This window comes from Streptomyces sp. NPDC043680 (genome assembly GCF_056436685.1).
The window spans coordinates 26,033-51,284 of sequence record NZ_JBWKCE010000015.1 but is presented as its reverse complement, the minus strand read 5'-3'; the positions used below and the strand labels follow the sequence as shown (position 1 = coordinate 51,284).

Sequence of the window (25,252 nt, the reverse complement as noted above, 5' to 3'; positions counted from 1 at the left end):
CCGCCCCGCTCTCCGGCGGCCCGGCAGCGGCCCTACTGCTGGCGCAGCGCCCAGCCGCGCTCGCGGAGCTCGGCCGTCAGGGCGGCCACCGCCCGCGGCTCCACCATCAGCTGCACGAGCCCTGCCTGCTGCCCGGTCGCGTGCTCGATCCGGACGTCCTCGATGTTGACCCCGGCCCGCCCCGCGTCCGCGAAGATCCGCGCCAGCTCGCCCGGCTGGTCGCTGATGAGCACGGCCACCGTCTCGTACGCCATCGGCGCCGCCCCGTGCTTGCCGGGCACCCGCACCCGTCCGGCGTTCCCGCGCCGCAGCACGTCCTCGATGCCCTCGGCGCCCCCGCGGCGCTTCTCCACATCGGCCGACTGGAGCTTCCGCAGCGCGTCCACCGTGGCCTCCAGGTCGGCCGCGATCCCGGCCAGGACGTCCGCCACCGGCCCCGGATTGGCCGACAGGATCTCCACCCACATCCGCGGGTCGGAGGCCGCGATCCGCGTCACGTCGCGGATCCCCTGCCCGCACAGCCGCACCGCCGTCTCGTCCGCCTCCTCCAGCCGGGCCGCGACCATGCTCGACACCAGCTGCGGGGTGTGGGAGACCAGCGCCACCGCCCGGTCGTGCGCGTCCGCGTCCATCACCACCGGTACGGCCTTGCACAGCGCCACCAGCTCCAGCGCCAGGTTCAGCACCTCGTGGTCCGTGTCCCGGGTCGGCGTGAGCACCCACGGCCGGCCCTCGAACAGGTCCGCCGTCGCCGCCAGCGGCCCCGACTGCTCCTTGCCGGCCATCGGGTGGGTCCCGATGTACGCCGTGACGTCCACGCCGAGCGCCTCCAGCTCCCGCCGCGGGCCGCCCTTGACGCTGGCCACGTCCACGTACGCCCGGGCCAGCCCGCGCCCGATCGCGTCGGCCAGCGCCGCGGCCACGTGGGCGGGCGGGACGGCGACGACCGCGAGGTCGACCTGGCTCTGCGGCGCCTCGTCCGTACCGGCGCCGAGCGATGCGGCCGTACGGGCCTGGGCCGGATCGTGGTCGGCGAGGTGGACGGTGATGCCGCGCGCGGACAGGGCGAGCGCCGCGGAGGTGCCGATCAGTCCGGTTCCGATGACGACGGCGGTTCTCACGGGGCGCTCCAGGGGTGCGTGACGTAACGGCAGCTCACGGTCAGGGTAGCCAGCTCGGGCCGCGCGGGGCCCCGGCGCCCCGCCCCGCGGGGCTGCGGCGCGGCCGGGCACGGCGGGACTGCGGCACGGTCGGCGTGGCTGCGGCGCGGCGGGGCGGGACTGCGACAGGCAGAGGAGGGCGCGCGGCACCGGGGACGTCACCCGATCCACCCCAACCTGCCACCCGACCCGGGACCGGACGGACCGGCCGGGGTACAACACTGGACATGATCTTCCACCTGGTTCCGCTCGCCGACTGGAGCGCCGCGCCCGAGCTCCCCTACGCCCCGCCCTCGCTCGACTCGGAGGGCTTCGTGCACTGTTCGGCTGACCGCCCGACGGCGCTCGCGATCGCCGACGCGCACTACCGGGACGTACCGGGCACCCTGCTGGCCGTCGAGCTCGACGAACGGGCCCTGACCTCGGAGGTCCACCGGGAGGGTGAATCCGGCGGCCGCTATCCGCACGTCCACGGGCCACTGGACCGTGCGGCCGTGGTCCGCGTGTGGGAGGTCGTCCGTACGGCGGGCAGTCCGGCGCGACTGGCCCCGTGGGCCTCCGGCTCCTGAGCCGGGCGGCGCGGCGTTGCTTCACCTGGGGCGCGGGAAACGCCAGGATGCCTCTCGCCGACCGGCCCCGAACGAGGAGCAGCCCATGAGCGATACCACGCCGACCGCCCGCCGTACGCTCCTGGCGGCAGGCGCCGCCGCCCTGGCGGGCGGCACGCTCACCGCCTGCGGCGGCAAGGAGGAGACGAAGCCCGGGCAGAGCGAGCCCGGCAGCGCCCCGCCGCCGGTGGCCCAGTCCGCCGAGGCCGCGGCCCCCTCGGCCGCTCCGTCCCCGGGCACGGGGAAGGCCCTGCTGAAGTCGTCGGCGGTGCCGGTGGGCGGCGGCACGGTCCTCAAGGAGGAGAAGCTGGTGGTCACCCAGCCGACGTCCGGCTCCTTCCGCTGCTTCACGGCGGTCTGCACCCACCAGGGCTGCATCGTGTCGAAGGTGGAGAACGGCACCATCGACTGCCCCTGCCACGGCAGCAAGTTCGCGATGACGGACGGCGCGGTGACCCACGGCCCGGCCACCCGCCCCCTGGCGGAGAAGAAGATCACGGTGGCCGCGGACGGCAATATCTCGCTCGCGTAGCGCCGGGGCGGGCACCTACGCTCCCCGGATGAACGAGCTGACGACGCCCGGGGAATCCCTCGACGAATCCCCCGACCTCACCCTGGTACGGGACCACACGGTCTACGCGTGCGTCATGGGCTCCCGGGCGTTCGGCCTGGCGACGGAGGCGAGCGACACCGACCGGCGTGGTGTCTACCTCGCCCCGACCCCGCTGTTCTGGCGCTTCGAGAAGCCGCCGACGCATGTGGAGGGCCCTCGCGAGGAGGAGTTCTCCTGGGAGCTGGAACGCTTCTGCGAACTGGCCCTGCGCGCCAACCCGAACATTCTGGAGTGCCTGCACTCCCCGCTGGTGGAGCGGCTGACCCCGGTGGGCGAGGAACTGCTCTCCCTGCGCGGGGCCTTCCTCTCCCGCCGGGCCCACACCACCTTCACCCGGTACGCGGGGTCCCAGCACGCCAAACTCGCGGCGGACGTCCGCCTGCACGGCGCCCCGCGCTGGAAGCACGCCATGCACCTGCTGCGCCTGCTCCTGTCCTGCCGGGACCTGCTCCGCACGGGCCGCCTGACGATCGACGCCACCGCGCACCGCGAGCGCCTCCTGGCGGTCAAGCGCGGCGAACTGACCTGGTCCGAGGTGGAGGCCTGGATGGCCCGCCTCACGGAGGAGTCGGAGGCGGCCCTGCAGAGAAGCCCCCTCCCGGAGTCCCCGGACCACGCCCGCGTGCAGTCCTTCCTGACCCGCACCCGCCGCGCCAGCGCCTTCGCCTGAACGGCCGACCTGCCCTCCGGTCGTCGTCGGCTCGGGAGGTTCGAGCAGCCCTGCCTCATACACCTTGATGATGTCGTTGATGAAGTGCCGGGAGTCGTCGGGGTTCAGGGCTTGCGCTTGGAGGTGGGCGTACATCACGTGGTACGGGTGCCGGTCGATGTACTTCTCCAGGTAGGGGTCGCTGGTGAAGCGTTCCAGAGAAACGACTCCCGCATCGTCGTCGGGAAACCCGAGGATGGAGAACTGTCCCAAGAGCCCGGGATGGCTCCGGCGGAGTGCGGCAGGACCTGCACGGTGATGTGCGGTTGTGCGCCGAGAGTGTTCAGGTGCTCCAGTTGTTCGCGCATGACGTCGCGGTCACCGACGGTTCGGTGCAGTACGGATTCGTCCAGGACCGCCCATAAGCGGAAGGGGCGGGCCGGGTGGTGTGCCCGGTGTTGGCGCCGCAGCCGCACCTCCAGATTGACGGCGGCCTGTTCGTCCGTGATGCGGGGGACCGTCTCAGCGGTGACCACGGCCGCGTAGGCACGGGTCTGCAGGAGGCCGGGGATCACCAGCGGCTCGTAGGTGTGAATGGAGGCGGCCGGGGGGGGCGGCACGACGGCAGAACAGCCGTCGGGGAGGAGCGCGGAGTGGGGCGCCATCTCGGCCCGGATGGTCCGCGAGCGCGGCCGAGCCGTGTCTTCCCATGGCCGGTCCCGCTCGCACGGGTAGCGGTCCGTTGCCGTTCCTGCGGCGACCCGTACGTGAGGGCCGCGGGCACCGGAGGTGGTGCACGTCATGGGGGCTTCGGCGCTGCGCTGCCCAGCCGGGTCAGGGCCTGGTCAGTGCGTGCTGGTGATCCATCGTCGAACGGCCGCGTAGGTGGTGTCGTCGACCGTGGCGAGCACCTCGATGGCGTGAAGGTCGCCGGCACGTGGGGGCACGCCGGCGGTGGTCAGGCAAGCGTGCAGGTCAAGGCGCCGACGGTCTGCGGGGTCCACACCGCCCGGAGGGCGACCCAAGGCGGGGAGGGGATCGGACAGGGGGCCCAGGGGGCTCCGGGCGCCGGCTTCCGCGTCGTCCGGGAGGGCCCGGATGCCGGGGAACCGGTAGGGGTCAGACCGCCATGCATTCATGCAACGACTCCGAATTCATCACGGGCGGCGGGGAGTTGCGTTGCGCCCTTCGGCTCGGGGGTGGTGAGGGCGCCGACCGGATGGCCTCCGGTTCGACCATGGGGCTCACAGCCGCTGACCTTGCAGGGCGTGGGCGCCGGCGGCGATGACTTCGGCGAGCCGGTTGGCGAGGGCCACGCTGCACCCTCCGAGCCGGACGAAACCCCGACAGCCCACCGGTCCGTCGTTGGACAGCGAGGGAAGGGCCAGGTCAGCGAGCGCGAGTGCGGCCTGCAGGTTGGTGACCGCTTCCTCGCCGGCCTGGTACGCGGCGTCCTGGTGCCGCTTGTACCGCAGGCGCTCGGCGTGGGTGAGCTCGTAGGCCATGATGTCGTCCTCTCGGTCTGGGTGGAGTGGATGAAGCGCGCCGCCGACCGGGCGGTCAGGGGCCGTTGACCGGGGTGCGGTCGTTGAAGCCCGGGGCGTGGCTGGTCAGCGCGGGATACTCGTAGGACTGAGGCTGTGCACAGCCCGTGACTTATGGGTTTCGATCTTCGTTCCTGAGATGCACGTGATCACGATCATTGACATCCGGGGGAAGGACCGAGGTGCCCGAGAAGTTAGCGACGCTCGACTGCATCACGTCGGGTGCCGACAGCGCCGCTCTCGGCGATGCTGCTGTTCCGGACTCCTACGGCACCGCCCCGCCCGCGCCCCTCGATCCGCCGCAGGCCCCCTTGCGGGGTGAGCGGGCCGATCCGAGACGGCGCCCGCAGCTGCGCTGGGCGAACTCGTCCCGCTCGTCGTTCCCGGTACGAACCGGCCCGGCCGGCGCCTGGCAGGACTGCACCACCCTCATGATCCGTAGCGGAATCTGTACCCGGTGGAGGCGCGGAGGGGATCACTTCGCTCCCCCACCGTGTAGTCGGAGGGGGCGGACCCGGGGCTGCCCACAGTGGCCGTCGGGCGGAGCGGGGAAGGCCGGCGGCTGCGGTGTCGTGGGGCGGGTTGGCGGGGCGGGCGGGTCAGGGTGATCTGCCGGACGAGTTGTTGGAAGCAGGCCAGCGCGGCGATGGGGGGAAGGGTGGCCGCCGCTTGCGCTGCCAGCGTTCTGGGCGCCTGCGCCACGCAGAGGAGGGTGGCCAGGGTGGAGAACAGCAGGACGATGGACCAGGAATGCACGGCTCGGCGTTGATGTAGGGCGGCCCGCAGGATGGACAGGGAGGCGACCATCCAGGGTCCGTAGATCAGCAGGGGCCACCAACTCGCCACGCTGTGTGCGGTGCGCGGTCCGGCGCTGTGTCGCAGGGCTTCGCAGATGGCCAGACCGCTGAAGATGCTGACCACGGCGGCGATGACGGCGACCAGCACGGCGGTGCAGACGCTTCCGGTACGCAGGAGGGTCACCACCGACGTCTTCGCCGGGCTCCCCCGACGGTGCCCGCCGGGGGCTGGTCTGCGCGGTCGCTGGCCGGTTCCCTGGGACAGCCCGGTGGCAAGGCCGACGCCACTGACGGTCTCGCCGGTTTCGACGAAGGCGACGTGGTCGACCGGCGCTGCCCCCATCGAGCCCATGGCCTCCTGACAGAGATAGGCCAGCTCCTCCGACGGATCCCACGATCCGTTCATCTCGCCCAGCCCGAGGAGTGGCTGCCCGTAGGCAGCGTGCTGCTCCTGGTCCGACTCCGGCCAGAACGCCTGGGGTTCCGGCTGGGGCAGGGAACCGTTCCCGGCATAAAGCCCGTACTGCTCATACACGGGACATCCACCCGGAGCACTCGCCGACAGGCGCCTTGAGCGCTGCGACCTCTTGCGACCTCCGGTTGAACTCTTCCTGGATCCGGCGCACGGCGTCCAGGAAGTCCTCGAAGATCGCGGACGAGTAGTGGAGGTCGACCTCCTGCCCCTCGTGCTGAAGCGTCGCGCTCCCGTCCGAGGCCGAGCCAGTCGGGACGGACGTGTACGTCCATTTGCCCACCCTTGCGGCCCGGGTTTGACCGTGCGGCACGTCGCTCTCTGCGCTCTGCCGGATCATTGCTTTGTGCTTTGCAGATGTCATAGTCCACCCAACGCTCCGGATACCGGGGAGGGTGTGCGCCGTACAGGTGATGCTGGCGAAGTAAAGGAGTGTTGACCAGTGTCTTTTATCGGTTCTGCACTCACTGTTGACGCGTCAGGGCAGCAGTCCGCACCGGGTTGCACAGCAGTCCTTCCAGCTCGAACCGGGGAAGACGGAGTTCGATCAGTTACGCGTCCACGACAGGCGCCCGCCTGGTGCATGCAGATCATCGGACAGCCGACCGGCGCCGCGCACTGAGCCGCACCACGGCGCTCGCTCACGGCCGCACGCCCCTGCTCGGGAACGTGCGTCGCTCCCCCGACTCGCCGTAGGAACGCCACCGGTCGGGCTCCCGCCTGCACGCCGGCCGGGACGCATGGCCGGGCGTGCGGTTGGAGAAGCCCGCAGCCTGCGGCGGTACTCAGCGGCCGCTTGTGCACTCCGACCGGAACCTGCGCTTGGCGGCAAACGGCTGACAAAGCGCAACCCGGCATATGCCCTCGCGTTATGTCGAGGTGTCGCCGGGGGCCGCAGCGGCCCCCTTGATCACCTTCACCGGAGAGGACCCCCCATGACAGACACCCTCGTGTGGTTCGCGCTGATCTGCTCTGTACTGGGCACGGGCGTCACGGCCTGGACCTCGTCAGGCGTCGGCCGCATGCACCACTTGGACATCCGCGAACTGCGGCGCCAGCAACGGTTCGGGCATGTCCTGTCCCTGCATGTCGAGGCGACGAAGCCGCCCCGGAAGAGCACGCCCACGGCCCCGCCAGAAGCGGTTCGGCATCAGGCCTGCGCCGAATGCGGTGCCTCGCTGGTTCGACTCTGAGCCCTCAGGCTGACCGGTTTCGTTGCCTCCTTCAGAGCCAAATCAGCAGGGCGAAATTACAGGGCTCATTGCACACCGCCGGCGCGCAGCACAAACAAACCGGCGCCAACCATTCCCACTGGAAGCGCAAGAGGTATACCAGCCGAAAGAAGGCGCTTATCTCGTCTAGCCCACCGACACCTCTCGCCCCTGCCCCTTAGACCCTCACCATGTGATTCCCGCCCTGCAACGGGGCCCGACTCCATCCTTCCACCTCACCCGCTCCACCCGCTCCCACCTGCAGATTTGCGTGTAATTGACACAGGTGCCCCTTTTGGCAAACAAGATCATCTTTGCAGTTCATTGAGCATAAATGAAGCAATTGCTGCACTCTGACGGTGTAGCAGCCCTCGCCGGTCACCCCCTGTTATTCTGCGCTCCGATAATTTCAATAGAGCAGTTGAGGTGGGGTGGGGTGGGGTGGAGACGATTTAGCATGCGAGGACTTTCGGCAGCTTTTGCTGCCGCAGTTCTCGCCGGCGTACTGCCGGGCACGGCGGTAGCGGCGGATGCCAAGAACGGCCCGTCGTTGCCCGGGCTCAAGCAGCCAAAAGCAGTTCCGGTGACGAAGGTTTCCCCGGGCGGCGCGAAGCGCACGGACACGGTTGCCGACCAGTCACGCAAGAAGGAAAAACCGAAGGCCAGCTGGCCTGCCGCAGGCTCGGCCGAGGTGTCACTGGTCACAGGGGGACGAGCGGGCAAGCTGCCCGTGACCGTCACCCCGGCCGACTCCGGTTTCTCCAAGTCCGTGGTCGGCAGGAGCAGTTCTGCCGCCGGAGTCACCGACCCGGGCCGGGTCAAGGTCTCGCTCGCCGACCAGAAGACAGCCCGCAAGGCCGGCGTCGACGGTGTCCTGCTCTCGGTGGGCCGCTCGGACGGTGTGGCGACTTCGGCCCCCGCCAAGGTCGAGGTGGCCCACAACGCGTTCCGCCAGGCCTACGGCGGCGACTACGCGGCCCGCCTCCACCTGGTGGAGCTCCCGGCGTGTGCGCTGACGACTCCCGAGCGCGCGGAGTGCCGTACGCAGAAGCCGCTGAAGACGAGAACGACACCCGCACGGGCAAGCTGTCCACGCAGATCAGCGCTCCGGGCGCGACGGGGGCCGCGAGCAAGTCGGCCCAGATGCCGATGTCCGCGGCCGCCGCCGCGTCGGGCGCCACGGTCCTCGCGGCCACGGCGGGCGCGTCCGGCCCGACCGGCGACTACAAGGCGACCTCGCTCCAGCCGTCCGGCTCCTGGAACGCGGGCGGTTCGACCGGCGCCTTCTCCTGGTCCTACAACGTCGACATACCGACCGTACCCGGCGGCCTGGACCCGAAGATCTCCCTGGGCTACAGCTCGCAGTCGGTGGACGGGAAGACCTCCGCGTCGAACACGCAGGCCTCGTGGATCGGTGACGGCGGGAACTGGGAGCCCGGCTTCATCGAGCGCAAGTACAAGTCCTGCGAGGACGACAAGACGGGTGGGACGAACACCACCAAGGTCGGCGACCAGTGCTGGTTCAACGACAACGCGACGTTGTCCCTGAACGGCAAGTCCACCGAGCTCGTCTTCGAGCAGGGCAAGGGCTGGCACCCGGCGTCCGACTCGAACGAGAAGGTGGAGAAGCTCACCGGCGCGGTCAACGGCGACAAGGGCACCGCCGGTGTCGACGGCGTGGGCGAGCACTGGAAGGTCACCACGGCCGACGGCACCCAGTACTTCTTCGGTCTGAACCGCCTGCCCGGCTGGAAGGACGCGTCGACCCCGACGACGAACTCCACTTGGACCGTACCGGTGTACGGCAACCAGGCCGGCGAGCCCTGCTACAACGCCTCGTTCGCGAGCGGCTGGTGCCAGCAGGCCTGGCGCTGGCAGCTCGACTACGTGGTCGCGCCCGGCGGTGACGCGATGGCGTACTACTGGAAGACCGAGACGAACAACTACGCCCGCAACGTCTCCACCACGACGGGCAAGGGCACGGTCACCCCGTACATCCGCGGCGGCTGGCTGGACCACATCGACTACGGCCTGCGCTCCGACACGGTCTACACCGCGAAGGCGATGGGCCAGGTCACGTTCGACGTCTCCGAGCGCTGCCTGAGCAACTGCGGCACGTTCGACGAGACCAACGCCAAGAACTGGCCTGACAGCCCGTACGACCTGTTCTGCAAGGACGGGTCGACCGAGTGCAAGGACCAGTTCTCACCGACGTTCTGGTCCCGGGTGCGCCTGACCGGGATCAACACGAAGATCCTGACCGGTGGTGCGTACAAGGACGTCGACTCCTGGGCCCTGGACCAGAACTTCCCGCCCTCGGGCGACGGCATCTCCACCCCCATGTGGCTGAAGTCGATCACCCGCACGGCCAAGGCCGGCGACGCCGCGGACATCACGCTCCCTCCCGTCACCTTCGCGGGCGAGCAGCGTGCGAACCGCGTGGATGCGACCGGTGACGGACTCGCGCCGTTCATCCGCCTGCGGATGTACCAGGTGACCACGGAGACCGGCGGCACCATCGGCGTCACCTACTCCCAGCCCGAGTGCACGGCGACGACCCTGCCGAAGCCGGACGAGACGAACACCACCCGCTGCTACCCGGTGAAGTGGACCTTCGAAGGCGACACGGCCAAGCTCGACTGGTTCAACACCTACGTCGTCACCCAGATCGTGGAGGGCGACAACCTCGCCGACTCCCCGGACAAGGTGACCTCGTACGACTACCTCGGCGGGGCCGCCTGGGCCAAGAGCACGGACGAGTTCGCCAAGGCCGAGAACCGGGTGCACTCCGTCGCCCGCGGCTACGAGCGGGTCCAGACCCGCACCGGCGCGGCGAGCGACCCCAAGACGCTCTCGGAAACGCGCTACTTCCGCGGCCTGGACGGCAAGGAGGTCAAGGACTCGGCCGGTGTCGCGGTCATCGACCGCGACGAGTTCTCGGGCATGGTACGCGAGACGGCCAGCTACAACGGCGACGACACCACCAAGCTCGTGTCCGCCACCTCCTCCACTCCGTGGCGCTCGACCGCGGTGGCGACCAGGAAGCGCGACGGCCTGCCGGATCTCGTGGCGTACAAGACGGGCACGGAGAAGCAGTCCACCCGTACGACGGTCACCGGCGGTGTCCGCACCGTGGAGTCGGCGAACCACTTCGACGACTACGGCATGATCGACTCGGTCTCCGAGAGCGGCGACACGGCCAAGACCGGCGACGAGAAGTGCACCGCCACGTCCTACGCGCGCAACACCGGCAGCTGGATCCTAACCAAGATCAGCCGTGTGGAGACGGTCGCCGTCGCATGCGGTTCGCCGGTGTCGCGTCCGGCGGACGTGGTCAATGACGTCCGTACGTACTTCGACAACGGCGCCCTCGGCACGGTTCCCGGTCAGGGTCTGATGACCAAGATCGAGAAGATCAACGGCAAGGGCGACAACTACGACCCCGTCTCCTCGGTCCCCAGCACCTGTGGTCCTGCCAAGGACCAGCTCTGCTACGACGTCCACGGCCGGCAGCTGGCGGCAGCCGACGCGTACGGCAAGGTGTCGACGACCGCGTACACACCGGCCACCGGTGAGGCGCCGACCGCGATGGCCGTGACCAACCCGTTGGGGCACGTCACGACCTCGTCGGTCGATCCTCTCCGGTCCCGGCCTCGTCAGGTCACCGATGCCAACGGCAAGGTGACGACCACGGAGTACGACGCCCTGGGCCGCCTCACCAACGTGTGGCTGCCGAACCGGCCGGCCGCCACGTTCCCCACCTCGCCGAGCCGCGTCTTCGAGTACCTGATCCGCAATGACGGCCCGATCGTGGTGACGTCGAAGTCGCTCACGCACGACTACAAGTACGGCGTGACCTACAGCATCCAGGACGGTCTGCTGCGCGACCGGCAGAGCCAGACGCAGTCGCCCGACCTGGCGGGACGCCTGATCAGCGAAGTGTTCTACGACACCCGCGGGCTGGCGTGGCGCAATTCCGGCACCTACTACGCCGACGGAGCCCCCGAGGCGCAGCTCGTCGTGGGCCAGCAGACGGCGTACCCGTCGTCCACGGACACGGAGTACGACGGGGCGGGACGCGTCACCGCGGTGATCGCCAAGAAGTACGGCACCGAGACCAAGCGCAGCCTCACCAGCTACACCGGTGACACGATCACGGTCGTCCCGCCGCAGGGCGGCACGGCGAGCACCACCGTCGTCGACGCGCTCGGCCGTACGGTCGAGCTCAAGCAGTACACGGACGCGGCCCGCACCGCGTCCCAGTCGACCTCGTACACGTACAACAAGCTCGGTCAGCTGGCCCAGGTCACCGACCCGGGCAACGCGAAGTGGACGTACACCTACGACGTCCGCGGTCTGCAGACGGAGTCGAACGACCCCGACAAGGGCATCACCAAGACCACCTACGACGTGGGCGGCCGGGCCACCGATGTGACCGACGCCCGCAACGTCACCCTGCACACCGACTACGACGAGCTCGGCCGCGTCACCGCGACCAAGCAGGGCGCGACCCTGCTGACTTCGCAGCTCTACGACACCGTGGCCAAGGGGCAGCCGACCAAGTCGACCCGCTACGTGGACGGCAAGGCCTTCGAGTCGGAGGTCACGCTCTACAACGACTTCTACCAGCCCCTCGCCTCGAAGGTGACCGTCCCGTCCACCCCCGACACCGGGGTGCTGGCAGGCACCTACAACTGGTCGAACACCTACAACATCGCCGGCCAGCTCCTGACGACCAAGCAGCCCGCCATGGGTGACCTGCCGGCCGAGACCGTCGGCAGCACGTACAAGAGCGTCTCCGGCCTCCTCAACAGCATGGCCGCCGGCAGCAGCCGCCTCGTCTCGGCCATGACGTACGACCACTACGGCCGCAGCATCCGTCAGGAGCTGGGCGCGCTCGGCCAGCGTCTGTACCGGTCCGCCGAGTACGACGAGCACACCGGCGCGGTTGCCCGTGCGTACACGGACCGCGATGTGGCACCTCAGCGCATCGAGGACACCAAGTACGGCTACAACCCGGCGGGGGCCATCACCTCCATCGCCACGGCCTACGGCCAGGACGCCACCCGTACCACCGACACGCAGTGCGTCAACCTCGACGCCCTCAACCGCATCACCCAGGCCTGGACCAACAAGGGCGAGACCTGCGCCGCAGCCCCGTCGACCACGGTCATCGGCGGCGAGGACCCGTACTGGACCACCTACACCTACGACGCGGTCGGCAACCGCAAGACCGAGACCAAGCACACCACGGCCTCGGGCCCGACCGCCGACACCGTCCGCACCTACACCGCGCCGACCGCCGGCAAGCACGACCTGCCGAAGGTCACCCAGGCCGGCACCGACCCGCACGAAGAAACCTTCACCTACGACGCTTCGGGCAACACCAAGACCCGGAAGTCCGGCACCAACGAAACCCAGTACCTGGACTGGGACGCCGAAGGCCACCTGAAGACCCTCAACCAGGGCACCTCCAGCGACTCCTTCAAGTACGACGCGGCCGGCCAGCGCCTGCTCCGCAAGGACACCACCGGCACCACGCTCTACCTGCCCGGCGGCAACGAACTCCGCCTGGACAAGACCGGCACGGTCAAGGGCACCCGCTACTACGGCGATGTCGCGATGCGGGAGAACGGCAAGCTGACGTTCCTCCTGGCCAACTACCAGGGCACCGGCACCACCCAGATCACGGCGGACGCCGCCCAGGCCGTCACCCGCCGCAAGACGGGGATCTTCGGCGAGGAACGCGGCCCCAAGCCCACCACCTGGGCCGGCGACAAGGGCTTCGTCGGCGGCACCAAGGACACCGACACCGGCCTCACCCACCTCGGCGCCCGCGAATACGACCCGTCCACGGGCCGCTTCATCTCGGTCGACCCGATCATGGACCTGACGAACTCGCAGCAGCTGCACGGGTACGTCTACTCCAGCAACAACCCGGTCTCCCTGAGCGACCCCTCAGGGCTCCAGGAAGCGGACTGCTACAACGGCCATTGCGGCGGCCACTTCAACCCCCGCGACGACAAACTGCCGGCTTCAGACCCCAACCGCCCCAAGAACAACCTCAAGGGGGGGTACGGAACCGATAACAGCAACACTTACCGCCCGCCGACCATCTTCGAAAAGGACAACGGCGACGGAATTGTCTTGCCCAAGAAGAACAAGGAGGTATTCATTGCGACTTACATCAAGGAATATCTCAAGCTCACAGAGCGGCAAGGCGCGTTTGTCCCCGACGAAGATTGGATCAACAAGACCCAGGCGATGATGCTCGCCTGTGAGGAAGCGGAGTGCTCCGGGGGGGAGAAGGCGTACTATCTGGCCGAGCACACGATGGCCGTCGTCATAGTCTATGGCCTCGGTTACGGCGAAGGCGGCGGGAAGAGGGTCCCGAGTAAGCCCTCGATGAACGGTTCGCGCAAGATTCCCGTCACCGGCTGCAAGTGCTTCCTCGCCGGAACGGAAGTTTTGATGGCGGACGGCAGCAGCAAGAAGATCGAAGAAATTGCTGTCGGCGATGAGGTTCTGGCGACGGACCCGCGCTCAGGGCAAACTTCCAAGCGCCCGGTAACGCGACTCATCACCACTGAGGACGACAAACAGTTCAACAAACTGTCGATCGCAACAAAGAACGGCATCGAACAGCTCACCGCCACCCACGAACATCCGTTCTGGTCCCCGTCCCAGAATGCTTGGTTGGAGGCTGGCACCCTGGTCGCAGGGATGTCGTTGCTCACCAGTACAGGCGACACGGCAATCGTCACCGAGAATGAGCCGTTCACTCAACGCGCCAAAACATACAACCTCACGGTGGCCGACCTCCACACGTATTATGTGCTGGCGGACAAGACGCCGATTCTGGTTCACAACAGCAACTGTCTCTTCGGCACCCCACTCAAAGAGGGGATTTTCGGGGAGAGCAAGGCCACCACTCGGGACCGAATACAAGAGGTCGTTGACTTCTACGACATGAATGGGCGGCCGCCCGCCATGACGCATCAGGGCGGCAGGAGTGGTCGACCTCCCGGCGAGTACGGAAACAGCAACGGACAGCTCCCGACTCGACCGCTCGGCTACTACACGGAAAGCGATGTTTGGCCTTCTGCCAACGGGACGGGAGGTAGAGGCGCGGAGCGTCTCGTGTTTGGAAAGAGGGGCGAGGTGTACTACACCACCAGCCACTACGACAATTTCATCCGGCTTCGATAGAAGTTGGCGAAGGTTGAGGAAACATGCAGTGGCAATCAATCTCCCGCGTCATCCCAGGATTGTCGGCCCCGCCCTACCTGCTGCCAGATGTCGACCGAGATGAGATCACGCGTCGTGTAGAGGGGCAAGGATTCGAAGTCCGCTGTGTCGATGCCTCGCCCTTCGAATCGGAGCGCGACTCCTCCCTAGCGGTTGGGCAGGAGCTTGGCTTCCCGGACTACTTTCGTGGTGGCTGGGACGGGTTCTTCGACTTGCTTTCTGCCGAGTTTCAGGAGAAGCCGCGCCGATTGATCGTGGGGCTTCTGAACTCGGATGTGCTTGCAGGTCGGGATTTGCGCCTGTTCGTGAACATGTCGTGGCATCTTCAGAATGCGACGGAAACTATCGAATCCGAGGGCGGAGGTGAATGGCAGCTGGAGTTCTTCTATTGGGGGACTTGGCGCCCCACGAGGGAGTAAGGTTGGCCGTCTGCCCGTGATCGCGTCGTGATAGCTACAGGTCCCACCAGAACCTTCTGGTGGGGCCTGTGCGGTGCCTGGCAGAGAGCGGTCGACGGCAACGTCAGCAAATGTGGCCGTGCGGCGCAGCGGTTGCCAGCCCTCGGCGATGCCGGTTTGGCCTACGCCAACCGTCAAGTGCCACGCTAAGGGTGTCGATGGCGTCTCGGTTCCTGGTCAGATGAAAGGTGGGTCCGCGAAGCCGGTGGTGTCGGCTTCCAACACTTACGGGTGCGGATGCGGGTGTAGCAGTGGCGGCCCTGAATGTTTGTCGGGGCCGTTGTGGATCTCGTCACGAGCGCGGTCGCTGCGGCTTTCGTGGTCTTCTGCCCGAAGGACAGCTTGTACGGCGCAGACGCAGGACTCCAAACCCGTAGCCTCGCCATCAGAAGGCCCGCCGAGAGAACTTCTCGGCGGGCCTGTACGCGTTACCGCAGGGGCCTGAGGCACGTCAGGGCGGTGGGCCAGCCAGCTGTGTACAGCCAAGGCTGGCCGACGGATCACGCGTCCCAGAAGGTGGCGAAGGTGAGGAGGTCCTCGCGGTATTCGATGCGGGCGTCCCAGTCGCGGGGCCAGACGGCACCGCCGAGGTGGGCGCCCGCGAAGGCGCCCGTGAGGCAGGCGATCGAGTCCGAGTCGCCCTTCGTGCAGGCCGCGCGGCGCAGGGCCGTCAGGGGGTCCTCCGGGAAGAGGAGGAAGCACTGGAGGGCCGTGGCGAGGGCCTCCTCCGCGATCCAGCCGTCGCCCGTCGTCAGGCACGGGTCCGTTTCCGGGGAGGGGGTCCGCAGGGCCGCCGTCAGGCGGTCCAGGGCGGACAGGCAGTCGTCCCAGCCGCGGGCGATGAAGGACTCCGGTGTCGCGTCCGAGGCCGTGCGCATCCAGAGGTCGCCCAGCCAGCGCTCGTGGTAGCGCGTGCGGTTGTCCAGGGCGTACGAGCGGAGCCGGCCGACCAGGCCGGTCACCTCCGTGCCCTGGGCCAGGAGGAACACCGCCCGGGCCGTGAGGTCCGAGGCCGCCAGGGCCGTCGGGTGGCCGTGGGTCAGGGCCGACTGGAGCTGGGCGGCGCCGGCCCGCTCCTCCTCCGTCCAGCCGGGGACCAGCCCCACCGGCACCACCCGCATGTTCGCCCCGCAGCCCTTCGAGCCGATCTGGCCGGCGTCCCGCCAGTCCCGGGCCGGGTCGTCCAGCAGCCGGCATGCCGTGAGGCAGGTGTTGCCGGGGGCGCGGTTGTTCTCCGGGGAGTGGTACCAGGCGACGAACTCCTCCCGGACCGGGCCCGCCAGCCCCGCGGGGTCGACGCGCCCGCCGACCGTCGCCGTTCGTATCCCGCGGGCCAGGGCCAGGGTCATCTGGGTGTCGTCCGTGACGATCGCCGGACGGGGCAGCGGCATGGAACGCCACGGGCCGGTCTTCGCCAGGATCGACGGGACGTCGTTGAACTCGGTCGGGAAGCCCAGGGCGTCACCCAGGGCGAGGCCGAGGAGGGCTCCCGTCGCCGCCCGCTTCTTCGCAGTCATTTCGCTTGTCCTTCCGTGGGGCGCAGCAGCGGGGGGTGCAGGGCGGTCGCCGGGCCCGCCCGGTAGAGGGCGGCCGGTTTGCCGCGGCCGCCGGTCAGGCGGGCGGCTCCGGGCGCGGCTTCGACGAAGCCCGGGGTGGCCAGCACCTTGCGGCGGAAGTTGGGGCGGTCCAGGGCGGTGTCCCAGACGGTCTCGTAGACCGACTGGAGCTCGCCGAGGGTGAATTCGGGCGGGCAGAACGCCGTGGCCAGGCAGGTGTACTCCAGCTTCGAGCCCACCCGGGAACGGGCGTCCGCCAGGATCGCCGCGTGGTCGAACGCCAGCGGCCCGGTCTCCCCCACCGGCACCCACCGCGCCCGGTCCGCGTCCCCGCCGCCCTGCGCCGCCGGCTCCGGCATGTCCGGGACCAGGGCCGTGAAGGCGACGGAGACCACCCGCATCCGCGGGTCGCGGTCCGGATCGCTGTAGGTGCGCAGCTGCTCCAGGTGGAGCGCGGCGACGACCGCCTCCGACAGGCCGGTCTCCTCGGCCAGTTCCCGGCGGGCCGCCGTCTCCGCGGACTCCCTCGGCAGGACGAAGCCGCCGGGGAGCGCCCAGGCCCCCTCGTACGGCTCCTGCCCCCGCCGGATCAGCAGGACGTGCAGCGCCCCGCCGCGGACGGTGAACACCGCCAGGTCCACCGTCACCGCGAACGGCTCGAACGCGTGCGGGTCGTAGGCGTCCGTCGTCATCGGTGCTCCGGCAGGGGGTCCGCGAACTGCCATCCCGCGGCCAGCAGTTCGTCGACCGCTGTGACCGCCGTCGCCAGCCTCGCCTCGCGGTCCCCGCGCACGGTCAGGAAACGCTTGCCGGTGCGCGTGAGTTCCTCGCGGAAGCGGTCCGTCATCCAAGGTCTCAGCTGCGGTCCGTCGCGCAGCCCGTCGTCCTCGAACGGCACGTCCGCGTGGTCCGTGAGGAGGTACAGGTCCCTGTGGGTCAGCGCGGCGATCTTCTCGACCTCCTCGCTGCGCCCTCCCATGTACCGCTCGTGCCAGATACCGGTCGCGAAGGAGTCGGTGTCGCAGATCAGCACCGGCGAACCCGACCGCGCCGCCCGCTCCTCCTCCGCGTCCTGGCGCCGCGCGATCACCGGGAACTCCGCCGACGTGAAGGACACGTCCTCCCAGGTCGCCGCCGGGTCCGCCGTCCGCGCGGCCGCCAGCTTCTCCTCGCTGTACGTGCGCCCGTACTCGGCGACCCAGCCCGTCCGGGCCCACACCCCGCCGCGCGCCCGGTAGTGCGCCGCCAGCGCCCGCGACAGGGTGGTCGTACCGGTCGACTCGGCGCCGAGTACGACGATCCGCCGGGTCAGGGCCGCCCGTACGGCCGGCCCCAGGAACTCCCAGGCGCCGACCGGGTCCGCCCGGACCGCGGTCCCGGACACCGGGAAGCGGGTCCGCTCCGGGTCCACGCAGACCTCCTCGGCCCCGAACCGCCGCGCGAGCTCGGTCCCGTACGCCTCCGAGGTGAAGACGGCGTCCACACGGCCCGTCACCGCGCCGCGGAAGACCGCCATGTGGGCCTCCCAGACCGCCGGGTCGTGCAGGTCGACCGGGATGTCGTCCACCGCGCCGACGACCTCGGCCTCCGGGTGGGCCTCCCGCATCCAGGCGACCCGGTCGGCGAGCGGCACCGACTCCACCGAGGCCGCACAGACCAGTACGGTCAACCGCTCGCACTGCTCCTGGGCGGTGCGCACCAGGTGGTGGTGGCCGGCGTGCGGCGGGTAGAACTTGCCGAGCACCAGCCCGTGGCCGAAGCGCCTCATGCCGTGGCCTCCGCGGCAGCGGCCGTACGGGCGCCGCGCGCCGGCAGCGTACGCCGCCAGCCGAGCAGGCCGACCACGCAGAGCGCGAGGAAGCCGACGTACAGCCCGGAGGTCAGGTACAGGCCCTTGTAGGCGTAGAGCGGGATGTAGACCAGGTCGGCGGCGATCCACAGCCACCAGGATTCGACGAGCTTGCGGCACTGGCCGTAGGTGGCCATCAGCGAGAGCCCGGTGGTCAGCGCGTCCCAGAAGGGGACGGTGGAGTCGGTGAACCGGCTCAGCAGGAGCGTGAGCCCGAGCACCCCCACCGCCCCCGCCGCGGCCAGCCAGGCCCATTCGGTGCGTGTGGTGCGCCGCACCGGCAGGGCTTCGGCGGTTCCTGGTCCACCCCCGTGGGTCCAGGACCACCAGCCGTACGCGGCGAGGGCGATGAAGACGAACTGCAGTCCGGCGTCGGCATACAGGCCGGACTGCGCGAACAGCACGATGAAGAAGACGTTGTTGGCGATGCCGATCGGCCAGTTGGCGACGTGCTGCCGGGCGACGAGCCAGACGCACAGGGCGCCGGTGGCGAACCCCAGGATTTCGGTCCAGCTCATGACGGCCGGCCCCCCTCGTTCCGTTAATAGTCATGATGACTATAAACAGAGGGCGGGGTGGCGGGCAAGCAAAAAGCCCGCAGTGCCACACGGGCACTGCGGGCTCGGTCCCCCGAGCAGAGAGGGGGACGGAGGAACTGGGGGTTACAGACCGACCTCGCGCATGAGCATGCCGACCTCGGTGTTGGTCAGGCGGCGCAGCCAGCCGGACTTCTGGTCGCCCAGCTCGATCGGCCCGAAGGAGGTCCGCACGAGCTTCTCGACCGGGAAGCCGGCCTCCGCCAGCATGCGGCGGACGATGTGCTTGCGGCCCTCGTGGAGGGTCACTTCGACCAGGTAGTTCTTGCCGACCTGGTCGATCACCCGGAAGTGGTCGGCTCGCGCGTAGCCGTCCTCCAGCTCGATGCCGTCCTTGAGGCGCTTGCCGATCTCCCGCGGCAGCGGGCCGGTGATCGCCGCGACGTACGTCTTCTTCACGCCGTACTTCGGGTGCGTGAGGCGGTGGGCCAGCTCGCCGTGGTTGGTGAGCAGGATGATGCCCTCGGTCTCCGTGTCGAGCCGGCCGACGTGGAAGAGACGGGTCTCGCGGTTGGTGACGTAGTCACCGAGGCACTGGCGGCCGTCCGGGTCCTCCATGGTGGAGACGACGCCGGCGGGCTTGTTCAGCGCGAAGAACAGGTACGACTGGGTGGCGACGGTCAGGCCGTCCACCTTGATCTCGTCGTTCGGCTGGACGCGCTTGCCCTGCTCCAGCACGATCTCGCCGTTGACCTCGACGCGCGCCTGCTCGATGAGCTCCTCGCACGCGCGGCGCGAGCCCATGCCGGCGCGGGCGAGCACCTTCTGCAGGCGCTCGCCTTCCTGCTCGGCCCCGGGGAAGGTCTTCGGGGTCTTGATCACGGGCTTGTCCGCGTACCGCTCGCGCACCCGCTCCTCGATCCGCGCGTCCAGCTCGCGGGGGCGCGACTGGCCGCTGCGGCTGCCGGGGCCGCGGCGCGGGCCGCCGGCCCCGCCGACGCCCGGCGTACGGGAGGTCTTGGGGCCGCCCTTGGCACCACCGCGCGCAGCCGCGCCGCGGGCGCCGCCCGAACCGCCCCGGCCGCCGTCGGAGGCGCCGCGGGCACCGCCGCCGCCCGCCTTGGGGCCGCTGCGGCCGGACCGCTCGCCCTCGGGGCCCACGTCGTAGCGCCGCTCCTCGGGGCGGGGATTGCGCGGACGCTGGGGCGCCTGGTCGCGGTCACGGTCGCGGGAGCCGCCCGCGCCCGAACCGCCGCCGCGGTAGCCACCGCCACTGCCGGAGCTGCCGCCGCGGTAGCCACCGCCACCGCCGCTGCCGGAGCTTCCGCCGCGGTAGCCACCGCCGCCGGAGCCGGCGCCGCGGGAGTTCCCGCGTCCGCCACCACCGCCGCCGCTGTTCCTGTTGCCGCCGCCGTTGCCGTTACCGCTGCTTCGCATCAAAGTTCCGTCGTCTTGTCGTCTTCATCGGTGTCCGGTGCGTCCGGATCGAACGACGGAACACCCTCTTGCGTCTCGGCTTCGATCGCGTCCGCCTCGGGGAGGAAGGGCGCGAGCTCCGGGAGCTCGTCCAGGCCGCGCAGGCCCATCCGCTCCAGAAAGTAGTTCGTCGTCCTGTACAGGATCGCACCTGTTTCGGGTTCCGTGCCCGCCTCGGCCACCAGACCCCGCTGGAGGAGGGTGCGCATGACCCCGTCGCAGTTCACTCCGCGCACCGCGGAGACCCGCGAACGGCTCACGGGCTGGCGGTACGCGACCACCGCCAGGGTCTCCAGCGCGGCCTGGGTGAGCCGGGCCTGCTGCCCGTCCAGGACGAAGGCCTCGACGGCAGCCGAGTACTCCGCGCGCGTGTAGAAGCGCCACCCGCCCGCGACGAGCCGCAGCTCGAAACCGCGGCCCTGGACGGTGTACTCGTCGGCGAGCTCGCGCAGGGCGTCCGCGACCTCGCGGGGGGTGCGGTCGAGCACCTTGGCGAGGTGCGCCTCGGTCGCGGGCTCGTCCACGACCATGAGGACGGCCTCCAGGGCGGGCTTCAGCGCGACCGCCCGTACGGACGCCGCCGGGCCGCCGCCGGCCTGGGTCTCCTCGCTCATTCCTCGGCCTCCACGATCTGGTCGAACTCGTCGGTCACGGTCGGCATGCCGTCGCCGTCCCCGCCGCTCCAGCGGACGGTGAGCGTGTGCAGCGCGTCCTCCTGGTCGAGGATGACCGCCTTCTCCCGGTAGAGCTCCAGAAGGGCCAGGAAGCGCGCCACGACGGTGAGGGTGTCCGCGGCGTCCTCGGTGAGCTCCTGGAAGGTCGCCGAGCCGCGCGCCTTGAGCAGGGTGACCACCAGGGCCGCCTGCTCGCGCACGCTGACCAGCGGTGCGTGGATGTGGTCCACGTAGACCTGCGGTGCGGCCCTGGGCTGCATGGCCTTGACGGCCAGCCGGGCGAAGCCCTCGGCGCCGATGCTGATGACGACCTCGGGGAGCAGCTCCGCATGGTGGGGCTCAAGGCCCACGGTGCGCGGGTAGCGCTTGCCCTCGCTCTGGGCGCGGTCCTCGAAGATCTCCGCGATCTGCTTGTACGCCCGGTACTGGAGCAGCCGCGCGAACAGCAGGTCGCGGGCCTCCAGGAGGGCGAGGTCGGCCTCGTCCTCGACCTCGGCGGCGGGGAGCAGCCGGGCGGCCTTCAGGTCGAGCAGGGTGGCCGCTACGACGAGGAACTCGGTGGTCTGGTCGAGGTCCCAGTCGGGACCCATGCCGCGGATGTACGCCATGAACTCGTCGGTCACCTGGGAGAGGGCCACCTCGGTGACGTCGAGCTTGTGCCGGGAGATCAGCTGGAGCAGGAGGTCGAAGGGGCCTTCGAAGTTGGCCAGCCGCAACGTGAACCGCCCGTCGCCCGGCCCGGCGGCCGTACGCTCCGCCTGAGCGGCCTCCGGACGCTGCGGGGGCTCCGGAGCCTCCCGGACCTCCGTGGCCTCCCGGACCTCCGTGGCCTCCGGGGCCGGTACGGCATCATCCGGGGCCGCCGGAGCCTCCGGGGCCGGTACGGCCTCCGGCGCGCCCGGCAGGACGGCACCCGCCCCCGCAGGCTGTTCCCGGGGCTCCTGCACCGCCGGTGCGGGCTCTTCCCGGTCCGCCACGGCCCCTTCCCGGTCGGTCCGGGCTTCGGGCGGGGCGGGAACACCGGGGCCGCGCCCCAGGCTCCGGCGGGTGGGGCGGCCGGGTTCGGCGGGAAGGGGCATGGAAGTCCAGGGTGGTACGGAGGAGGTTGCGGACGGGCCACCTCCAAGGCTGCCACGCCCGGGACCCCCCGCACCGCACGGACCGCCGGTGCACCCCCACGAACCGGAACCCGGCCCTACCCGCGCCGGCGGCCGGGGGCAGGGGCCCCGCGGGGTCGGTCAGCGGCCGCGGAGGCGGCGGACCAGGATGCTGGCGTCCCCGCGGGATTCGAGGTCCGCCAGGACCACCGCCACCGCCTCGCGGACGATGCGTCCGCGGTCGACGGCCAGGCCGTGCTCCCCGCGCAGCACCAGCCGCGCGTGCTCCAGGTCCATGAGCTCCTCGGCGGAGACGTAGACCGTGATCTTCTCGTCGTGCCGTTCCCGCCCGCTGGGGCGGCGGTTCGCTCCGCGCCCCTGGTTCTTCGGCGTGGCAGAACCTTCCTGCGGCCGCCGCTGCGGACCCACCGCGGACCCCGCCGTGCCCTCCGCCTGCGCCGCGGCGTGTTCCGGCGGGGCCGGGGTCAGGGACTCCTCGGCACCCCGCCGCGGCGAGGAGGCCTGGAGCGCCGTCCCCCCGGTCGTACGGAACAGTTCGTCGGCTCCGGGCAGACTCACTCGGCGTGACACCGGGCGAGCACCTCCCTGGCCAGCTGGCGATAGGCGGCGGCCCCGACGGAGTTGGAGGCGTACGTGGTGATGGGCTCACCGGCGACCGTGGTCTCCGGGAAGCGCACCGTACGGCCGATGACCGTGTGGTAGACGTGGTCGTCGAAGGCCTCGACGACGCGCGCCAGCACCTCGCGGCTGTGCACCGTACGGGAGTCGTACATCGTGGCGAGGATGCCGTCGAGCTCCAGCTCGGGGTTGAGCCGCTCCTGCACCTTCTCGATGGTCTCGGTCAGCAGCGCGACGCCGCGCAGCGCGAAGAACTCGCACTCCAGCGGGACGATGACCTTGTGAGCCGCCGTCAGGGCGTTCACGGTCAGCAGACCGAGCGAGGGCTGACAGTCGATCACGATGTAGTCGTAGTCGTTCATCAGCGGCTTCAGCGCCCGCTGCAGCGTCGACTCGCGCGCGACCTCGCTGACCAACTGCACTTCCGCGGCCGACAGGTCGATGTTGCTCGGCAGCAGGTCCATGTTGGGGACCGCCGTCTTCAGCAGCACCTCGTCGGCCGACATGCCCCGCTCCATGAGCAGGTTGTAGACCGTCAGGTCGAGTTCCATCGGGTTCACGCCGAGGCCCACGGACAGAGCGCCCTGCGGGTCGAAGTCGACGAGCAGCACCCGGCGCCCGTACTCGGCGAGTGCGGCGCCCAGGTTGATGGTCGACGTGGTCTTGCCCACGCCGCCCTTCTGGTTGCACATCGCGATGATCTTCGCCGGACCGTGGTCGGTCAGCGGACCCGGGATCGGGAAGTACGGCAGCGGCCGTCCGGTCGGGCCGATCCGCTCGCGGCGCTGGCGGGCAGCGTCGGGAGCGAGGGTGGCCGCGTACTCGGGGTCGGGCTCGTATTCCGCGTCGGGGTCGTAGAAGTGCCCCTCGGGCACCTGGTCGTAGTCGGCGAAACCAGTGGGCGTGTCGCCGCTCAGGTCGCCGGCCCTGGAGTTCACGTCTAGGCCGTCCATGCTCTTTTGGGGCGTCGTCATGTGCTGGTGGTTTGCGAAGGTGCGGACTGCGACGGAGCCGACAGCCTCGCGCCCGGCGGGTCCTTGGCCCCGGTCTGGCGTCCCTGCTCGACCACCCCCAGGAGCAAATGTCGACTCATTCACAAGTCGTCTTACCTCCTCGGACGTGACCAGGACACTTATCGATAGGTCAGCGTGGCACCATGCCGACGGTTGGCGACTCTATGGCGTGTCACCACTCAGCGGCAACACAATCCGCCGGACCGGCAACGATGTGTCGGCAACCGAACACCTCTCTGTCAAGGGCGTCCGGGCTGTCACTCTGAAGTTTCGCGGGTGCGCGAAAGGGCTAAAGGGCTACGTTCGAGGCGAGTTGAGGCGCGCCCGTCCGTATCCCGCAAACACGTCCGGCCGGACCTTGCGGGCAAGGTCCGGCCGGATACGTGAGATTGACGTCAGTCGTTGACGCTTCAGCCGAGCAGCGTGCTCAGCTCAAGGGTCGCCAGGCCGTGCGCCTCGGCGACCGGACCGTAAACGACCTGGCCGTCATGGGTGTTGAGGCCGAGCGCCAGCGCGGGGTCACGGCGCAGCGCCTCGACCCATCCGAGGTTCGCGAGCTGCACGATGTAGGGCAGGGTCGCGTTCGTCAGCGCGTAGGTGGAGGTGTTCGGCACCGCGCCCGGCATGTTGGCGACGCAGTAGAAGACCGAGTTGTGGACCTGGAAGGTCGGCTCGGCGTGGGTGGTCGGACGGGAGTCCTCGAAGCAGCCGCCCTGGTCGATCGCAATGTCGACAAGGACACTTCCGGGCTTCATCTTGGCGACGAGCTCGTTGGTGACCAGCTTCGGGGCCTTCGCACCCGGGATCAGCACCGCGCCGATGACGAGGTCGGCCTCGATGACGGCCTTCTCCAGCTCGTAGGCGTTGGAGACGATCGTCTTGATCTTCGTGCCGAAGATCTTGTCGGCCTCGCGGAGCTTGTTGATGTCCTTGTCGAGCAGGGTCACGTGGAAGCCCATGCCGATGGCGATCTGCGCGGCGTTCCAGCCGGAGACGCCACCGCCGATGACCACGCACTCGCCGGCGTGGGTGCCGGGGACACCGCCGGGGAGCACGCCGCGGCCGCCGGCCGAGCGCATCAGGTGGTAGGCGCCGACCTGCGGGGCCAGGCGGCCCGCGACCTCGGACATCGGGGCGAGCAGCGGAAGCGCGCGGTTCGCGAGCTCGACCGTCTCGTACGCGATGGCGGTGGTACCGGACTCCAGCAGCGCGTCCGTGCACTCGCGGGAGGCCGCCAGGTGCAGGTAGGTGAAGAGGGTCTGGTCCTTGCGGAGGCGGTGGTACTCCTCCGCGATCGGCTCCTTGACCTTCAGCAGCAGGTCAGCGGTGGCCCAGACCTCGTCGGCGGTGCCGAGGATCTCGGCACCGGCGGCGACGTACTCGGCGTCCGTGATCGAGGAGCCGACACCGGCGTTCTGCTCGATGAAGACCTGGTGGCCGTTACGGACCAGCTCATGCACGCCGGCGGGCGTGATGGCGACCCGGAACTCGTTGTTCTTGACCTCGCGGGGGATGCCGACCTTCATCGTCGATCACGGTCCTTGGCTCAGGGGATGTTACGGGGCACTTTCATACATACCCGTCCACAAGAGCGCGCAACGGGATGCACCACGAGATGACGTGGTGAAGCCAGTCTAATGAAGGATGAGGCG

Annotated in this window: 18 protein-coding genes and 2 pseudogenes; 6 read left to right on the top strand and 14 right to left on the bottom strand. The window is 69.7% G+C overall.

Annotated elements, in window-relative coordinates:
• Window positions 1-32: 32 nt before the first annotated feature.
• Window positions 33-1,121: a prephenate dehydrogenase gene (locus AC0666_RS25450; RefSeq protein ID WP_361715110.1), complete on the bottom strand. Its 1,089-nt coding sequence runs from the start codon at window positions 1,119-1,121 to the stop codon at window positions 33-35.
• Window positions 1,122-1,387: 266 nt separating this feature from the next.
• On the opposite strand from AC0666_RS25450, the gene AC0666_RS25445 reads away from it, so the two are divergent.
• From AC0666_RS25445 to AC0666_RS25435, 3 genes are all read left to right on the top strand, one after another.
• Window positions 1,388-1,729, top strand: coding sequence for a DUF952 domain-containing protein (locus AC0666_RS25445; protein ID WP_468972166.1), 342 nt, complete (start codon window positions 1,388-1,390; stop codon window positions 1,727-1,729).
• An 85-nt stretch (window positions 1,730-1,814) separates the two neighbouring features.
• Window positions 1,815-2,300 (top strand): Rieske (2Fe-2S) protein, encoded by a 486-nt coding sequence (locus AC0666_RS25440; RefSeq protein ID WP_468972164.1) that lies wholly within the window; start codon window positions 1,815-1,817, stop codon window positions 2,298-2,300.
• Between the two features lie 28 nt (window positions 2,301-2,328).
• Entirely contained in the window at window positions 2,329-3,051 is a 723-nt protein-coding gene (locus AC0666_RS25435) for a nucleotidyltransferase domain-containing protein (RefSeq protein WP_468972162.1), read from the top strand.
• 135 nt (window positions 3,052-3,186) lie between these two features.
• Here AC0666_RS25435 and AC0666_RS25430 read toward each other — a convergent pair.
• From AC0666_RS25430 to AC0666_RS25420, 3 genes and pseudogenes are all read right to left on the bottom strand, one after another.
• Window positions 3,187-3,695 (bottom strand): annotated as a pseudogene (locus tag AC0666_RS25430) (DUF5753 domain-containing protein); the annotation flags it as partial.
• Between the two features lie 579 nt (window positions 3,696-4,274).
• Window positions 4,275-4,535, bottom strand: a complete 261-nt coding sequence (locus AC0666_RS25425) for a hypothetical protein (RefSeq protein ID WP_468972160.1) — start codon at window positions 4,533-4,535, stop codon at window positions 4,275-4,277.
• A 468-nt stretch (window positions 4,536-5,003) separates the two neighbouring features.
• Window positions 5,004-5,906 carry a DUF2637 domain-containing protein gene (locus tag AC0666_RS25420; RefSeq protein ID WP_468972158.1) on the bottom strand — a complete coding sequence of 301 codons (903 nt, stop codon included), beginning with the start codon at window positions 5,904-5,906 and terminating at the stop codon, window positions 5,004-5,006.
• Window positions 5,907-6,778: 872 nt separating this feature from the next.
• On the opposite strand from AC0666_RS25420, the gene AC0666_RS25415 reads away from it, so the two are divergent.
• From AC0666_RS25415 to AC0666_RS25405, 3 genes are all read left to right on the top strand, one after another.
• Entirely contained in the window at window positions 6,779-7,036 is a 258-nt protein-coding gene (locus AC0666_RS25415) for a hypothetical protein (RefSeq protein ID WP_468585888.1), read from the top strand.
• Window positions 7,037-8,059: 1,023 nt separating this feature from the next.
• The gene (locus tag AC0666_RS25410) at window positions 8,060-14,263 is read left to right on the top strand and encodes a polymorphic toxin-type HINT domain-containing protein (RefSeq protein ID WP_478708356.1); all 6,204 of its coding nucleotides are present in this window, start codon (window positions 8,060-8,062) and stop codon (window positions 14,261-14,263) included.
• A gap of 23 nt (window positions 14,264-14,286) precedes the next feature.
• Window positions 14,287-14,721: a barstar family protein gene (locus AC0666_RS25405; RefSeq protein WP_478708355.1), complete on the top strand. Its 435-nt coding sequence runs from the start codon at window positions 14,287-14,289 to the stop codon at window positions 14,719-14,721.
• Between the two features lie 539 nt (window positions 14,722-15,260).
• On the opposite strand, the gene AC0666_RS25400 is transcribed toward AC0666_RS25405, so the two are convergent.
• The 10 genes and pseudogenes from AC0666_RS25400 to ald form a co-directional block, all read right to left on the bottom strand.
• Window positions 15,261-16,277 carry an ADP-ribosylglycohydrolase family protein gene (locus AC0666_RS25400; RefSeq protein WP_478708354.1) on the bottom strand — a complete coding sequence of 339 codons (1,017 nt, stop codon included), beginning with the start codon at window positions 16,275-16,277 and terminating at the stop codon, window positions 15,261-15,263.
• Window positions 16,274-17,041 carry an NUDIX hydrolase gene (locus AC0666_RS25395; RefSeq protein WP_468972149.1) on the bottom strand — a complete coding sequence of 256 codons (768 nt, stop codon included), beginning with the start codon at window positions 17,039-17,041 and terminating at the stop codon, window positions 16,274-16,276. The genes AC0666_RS25400 and AC0666_RS25395 overlap by 4 nt, the downstream gene beginning before the upstream one ends.
• Window positions 17,005-18,084, bottom strand: a complete 1,080-nt coding sequence (locus AC0666_RS25390; protein ID WP_468972147.1) for an AAA family ATPase — start codon at window positions 18,082-18,084, stop codon at window positions 17,005-17,007. The genes AC0666_RS25395 and AC0666_RS25390 overlap by 37 nt, the downstream gene beginning before the upstream one ends.
• Window positions 18,081-18,683, bottom strand: a pseudogene (pnuC, locus tag AC0666_RS25385) (nicotinamide riboside transporter PnuC); the annotation flags it as partial. The pseudogene pnuC and the gene AC0666_RS25390, both read right to left, overlap by 4 nt.
• Before the next feature lie 144 nt (window positions 18,684-18,827).
• Window positions 18,828-20,138, bottom strand: a complete 1,311-nt coding sequence (locus tag AC0666_RS25380) for a pseudouridine synthase (RefSeq protein WP_468972143.1) — start codon at window positions 20,136-20,138, stop codon at window positions 18,828-18,830.
• Complete coding sequence (gene scpB, locus AC0666_RS25375) at window positions 20,138-20,791, bottom strand: SMC-Scp complex subunit ScpB (protein ID WP_468585880.1); 654 nt, start codon at window positions 20,789-20,791, stop codon at window positions 20,138-20,140. The genes AC0666_RS25380 and scpB overlap by 1 nt, the downstream gene beginning before the upstream one ends.
• Window positions 20,788-21,930, bottom strand: a complete 1,143-nt coding sequence (locus AC0666_RS25370; protein ID WP_478708353.1) for a segregation and condensation protein A — start codon at window positions 21,928-21,930, stop codon at window positions 20,788-20,790. The genes scpB and AC0666_RS25370 overlap by 4 nt, the downstream gene beginning before the upstream one ends.
• A 159-nt stretch (window positions 21,931-22,089) precedes the next feature.
• A complete protein-coding gene (locus AC0666_RS25365; protein ID WP_361725592.1) occupies window positions 22,090-22,539 on the bottom strand; it encodes a hypothetical protein in 450 nt (149 codons plus the stop codon).
• Window positions 22,524-23,684 carry a ParA family protein gene (locus tag AC0666_RS25360; protein WP_468585878.1) on the bottom strand — a complete coding sequence of 387 codons (1,161 nt, stop codon included), beginning with the start codon at window positions 23,682-23,684 and terminating at the stop codon, window positions 22,524-22,526. The genes AC0666_RS25365 and AC0666_RS25360 overlap by 16 nt, the downstream gene beginning before the upstream one ends.
• Before the next feature lie 326 nt (window positions 23,685-24,010).
• Window positions 24,011-25,126 (bottom strand): alanine dehydrogenase, encoded by a 1,116-nt coding sequence (gene ald, locus AC0666_RS25355; protein ID WP_361725596.1) that lies wholly within the window; start codon window positions 25,124-25,126, stop codon window positions 24,011-24,013.
• Window positions 25,127-25,252 lie beyond the last annotated feature (126 nt).

Bases quoted from the DNA above. Each gene is read 5' to 3' on its own strand.
- AC0666_RS25445 (WP_468972166.1), top strand. From the start codon at position 1,388: ATGATCTTCCACCTGGTTCCGCTCGCCGACTGGAGCGCCGCGCCCGAG.
- AC0666_RS25440 (WP_468972164.1), top strand. From the start codon at position 1,815: ATGAGCGATACCACGCCGACCGCCCGCCGTACGCTCCTGGCGGCAGGC.
- AC0666_RS25435 (WP_468972162.1), top strand. From the start codon at position 2,329: ATGAACGAGCTGACGACGCCCGGGGAATCCCTCGACGAATCCCCCGAC.
- AC0666_RS25425 (WP_468972160.1), bottom strand. From the start codon at position 4,535: ATGGCCTACGAGCTCACCCACGCCGAGCGCCTGCGGTACAAGCGGCAC.
- AC0666_RS25415 (WP_468585888.1), top strand. From the start codon at position 6,779: ATGACAGACACCCTCGTGTGGTTCGCGCTGATCTGCTCTGTACTGGGC.
- AC0666_RS25405 (WP_478708355.1), top strand. From the start codon at position 14,287: ATGCAGTGGCAATCAATCTCCCGCGTCATCCCAGGATTGTCGGCCCCG.
- AC0666_RS25400 (WP_478708354.1), bottom strand. From the start codon at position 16,277: ATGACTGCGAAGAAGCGGGCGGCGACGGGAGCCCTCCTCGGCCTCGCC.
- AC0666_RS25395 (WP_468972149.1), bottom strand. From the start codon at position 17,041: ATGGCAGTTCGCGGACCCCCTGCCGGAGCACCGATGACGACGGACGCC.
- AC0666_RS25390 (WP_468972147.1), bottom strand. From the start codon at position 18,084: ATGAGGCGCTTCGGCCACGGGCTGGTGCTCGGCAAGTTCTACCCGCCG.
- AC0666_RS25380 (WP_468972143.1), bottom strand. From the start codon at position 20,138: ATGCGAAGCAGCGGTAACGGCAACGGCGGCGGCAACAGGAACAGCGGC.
- scpB (WP_468585880.1), bottom strand. From the start codon at position 20,791: ATGAGCGAGGAGACCCAGGCCGGCGGCGGCCCGGCGGCGTCCGTACGG.
- AC0666_RS25370 (WP_478708353.1), bottom strand. From the start codon at position 21,930: ATGCCCCTTCCCGCCGAACCCGGCCGCCCCACCCGCCGGAGCCTGGGG.
- ald (WP_361725596.1), bottom strand. From the start codon at position 25,126: ATGAAGGTCGGCATCCCCCGCGAGGTCAAGAACAACGAGTTCCGGGTC.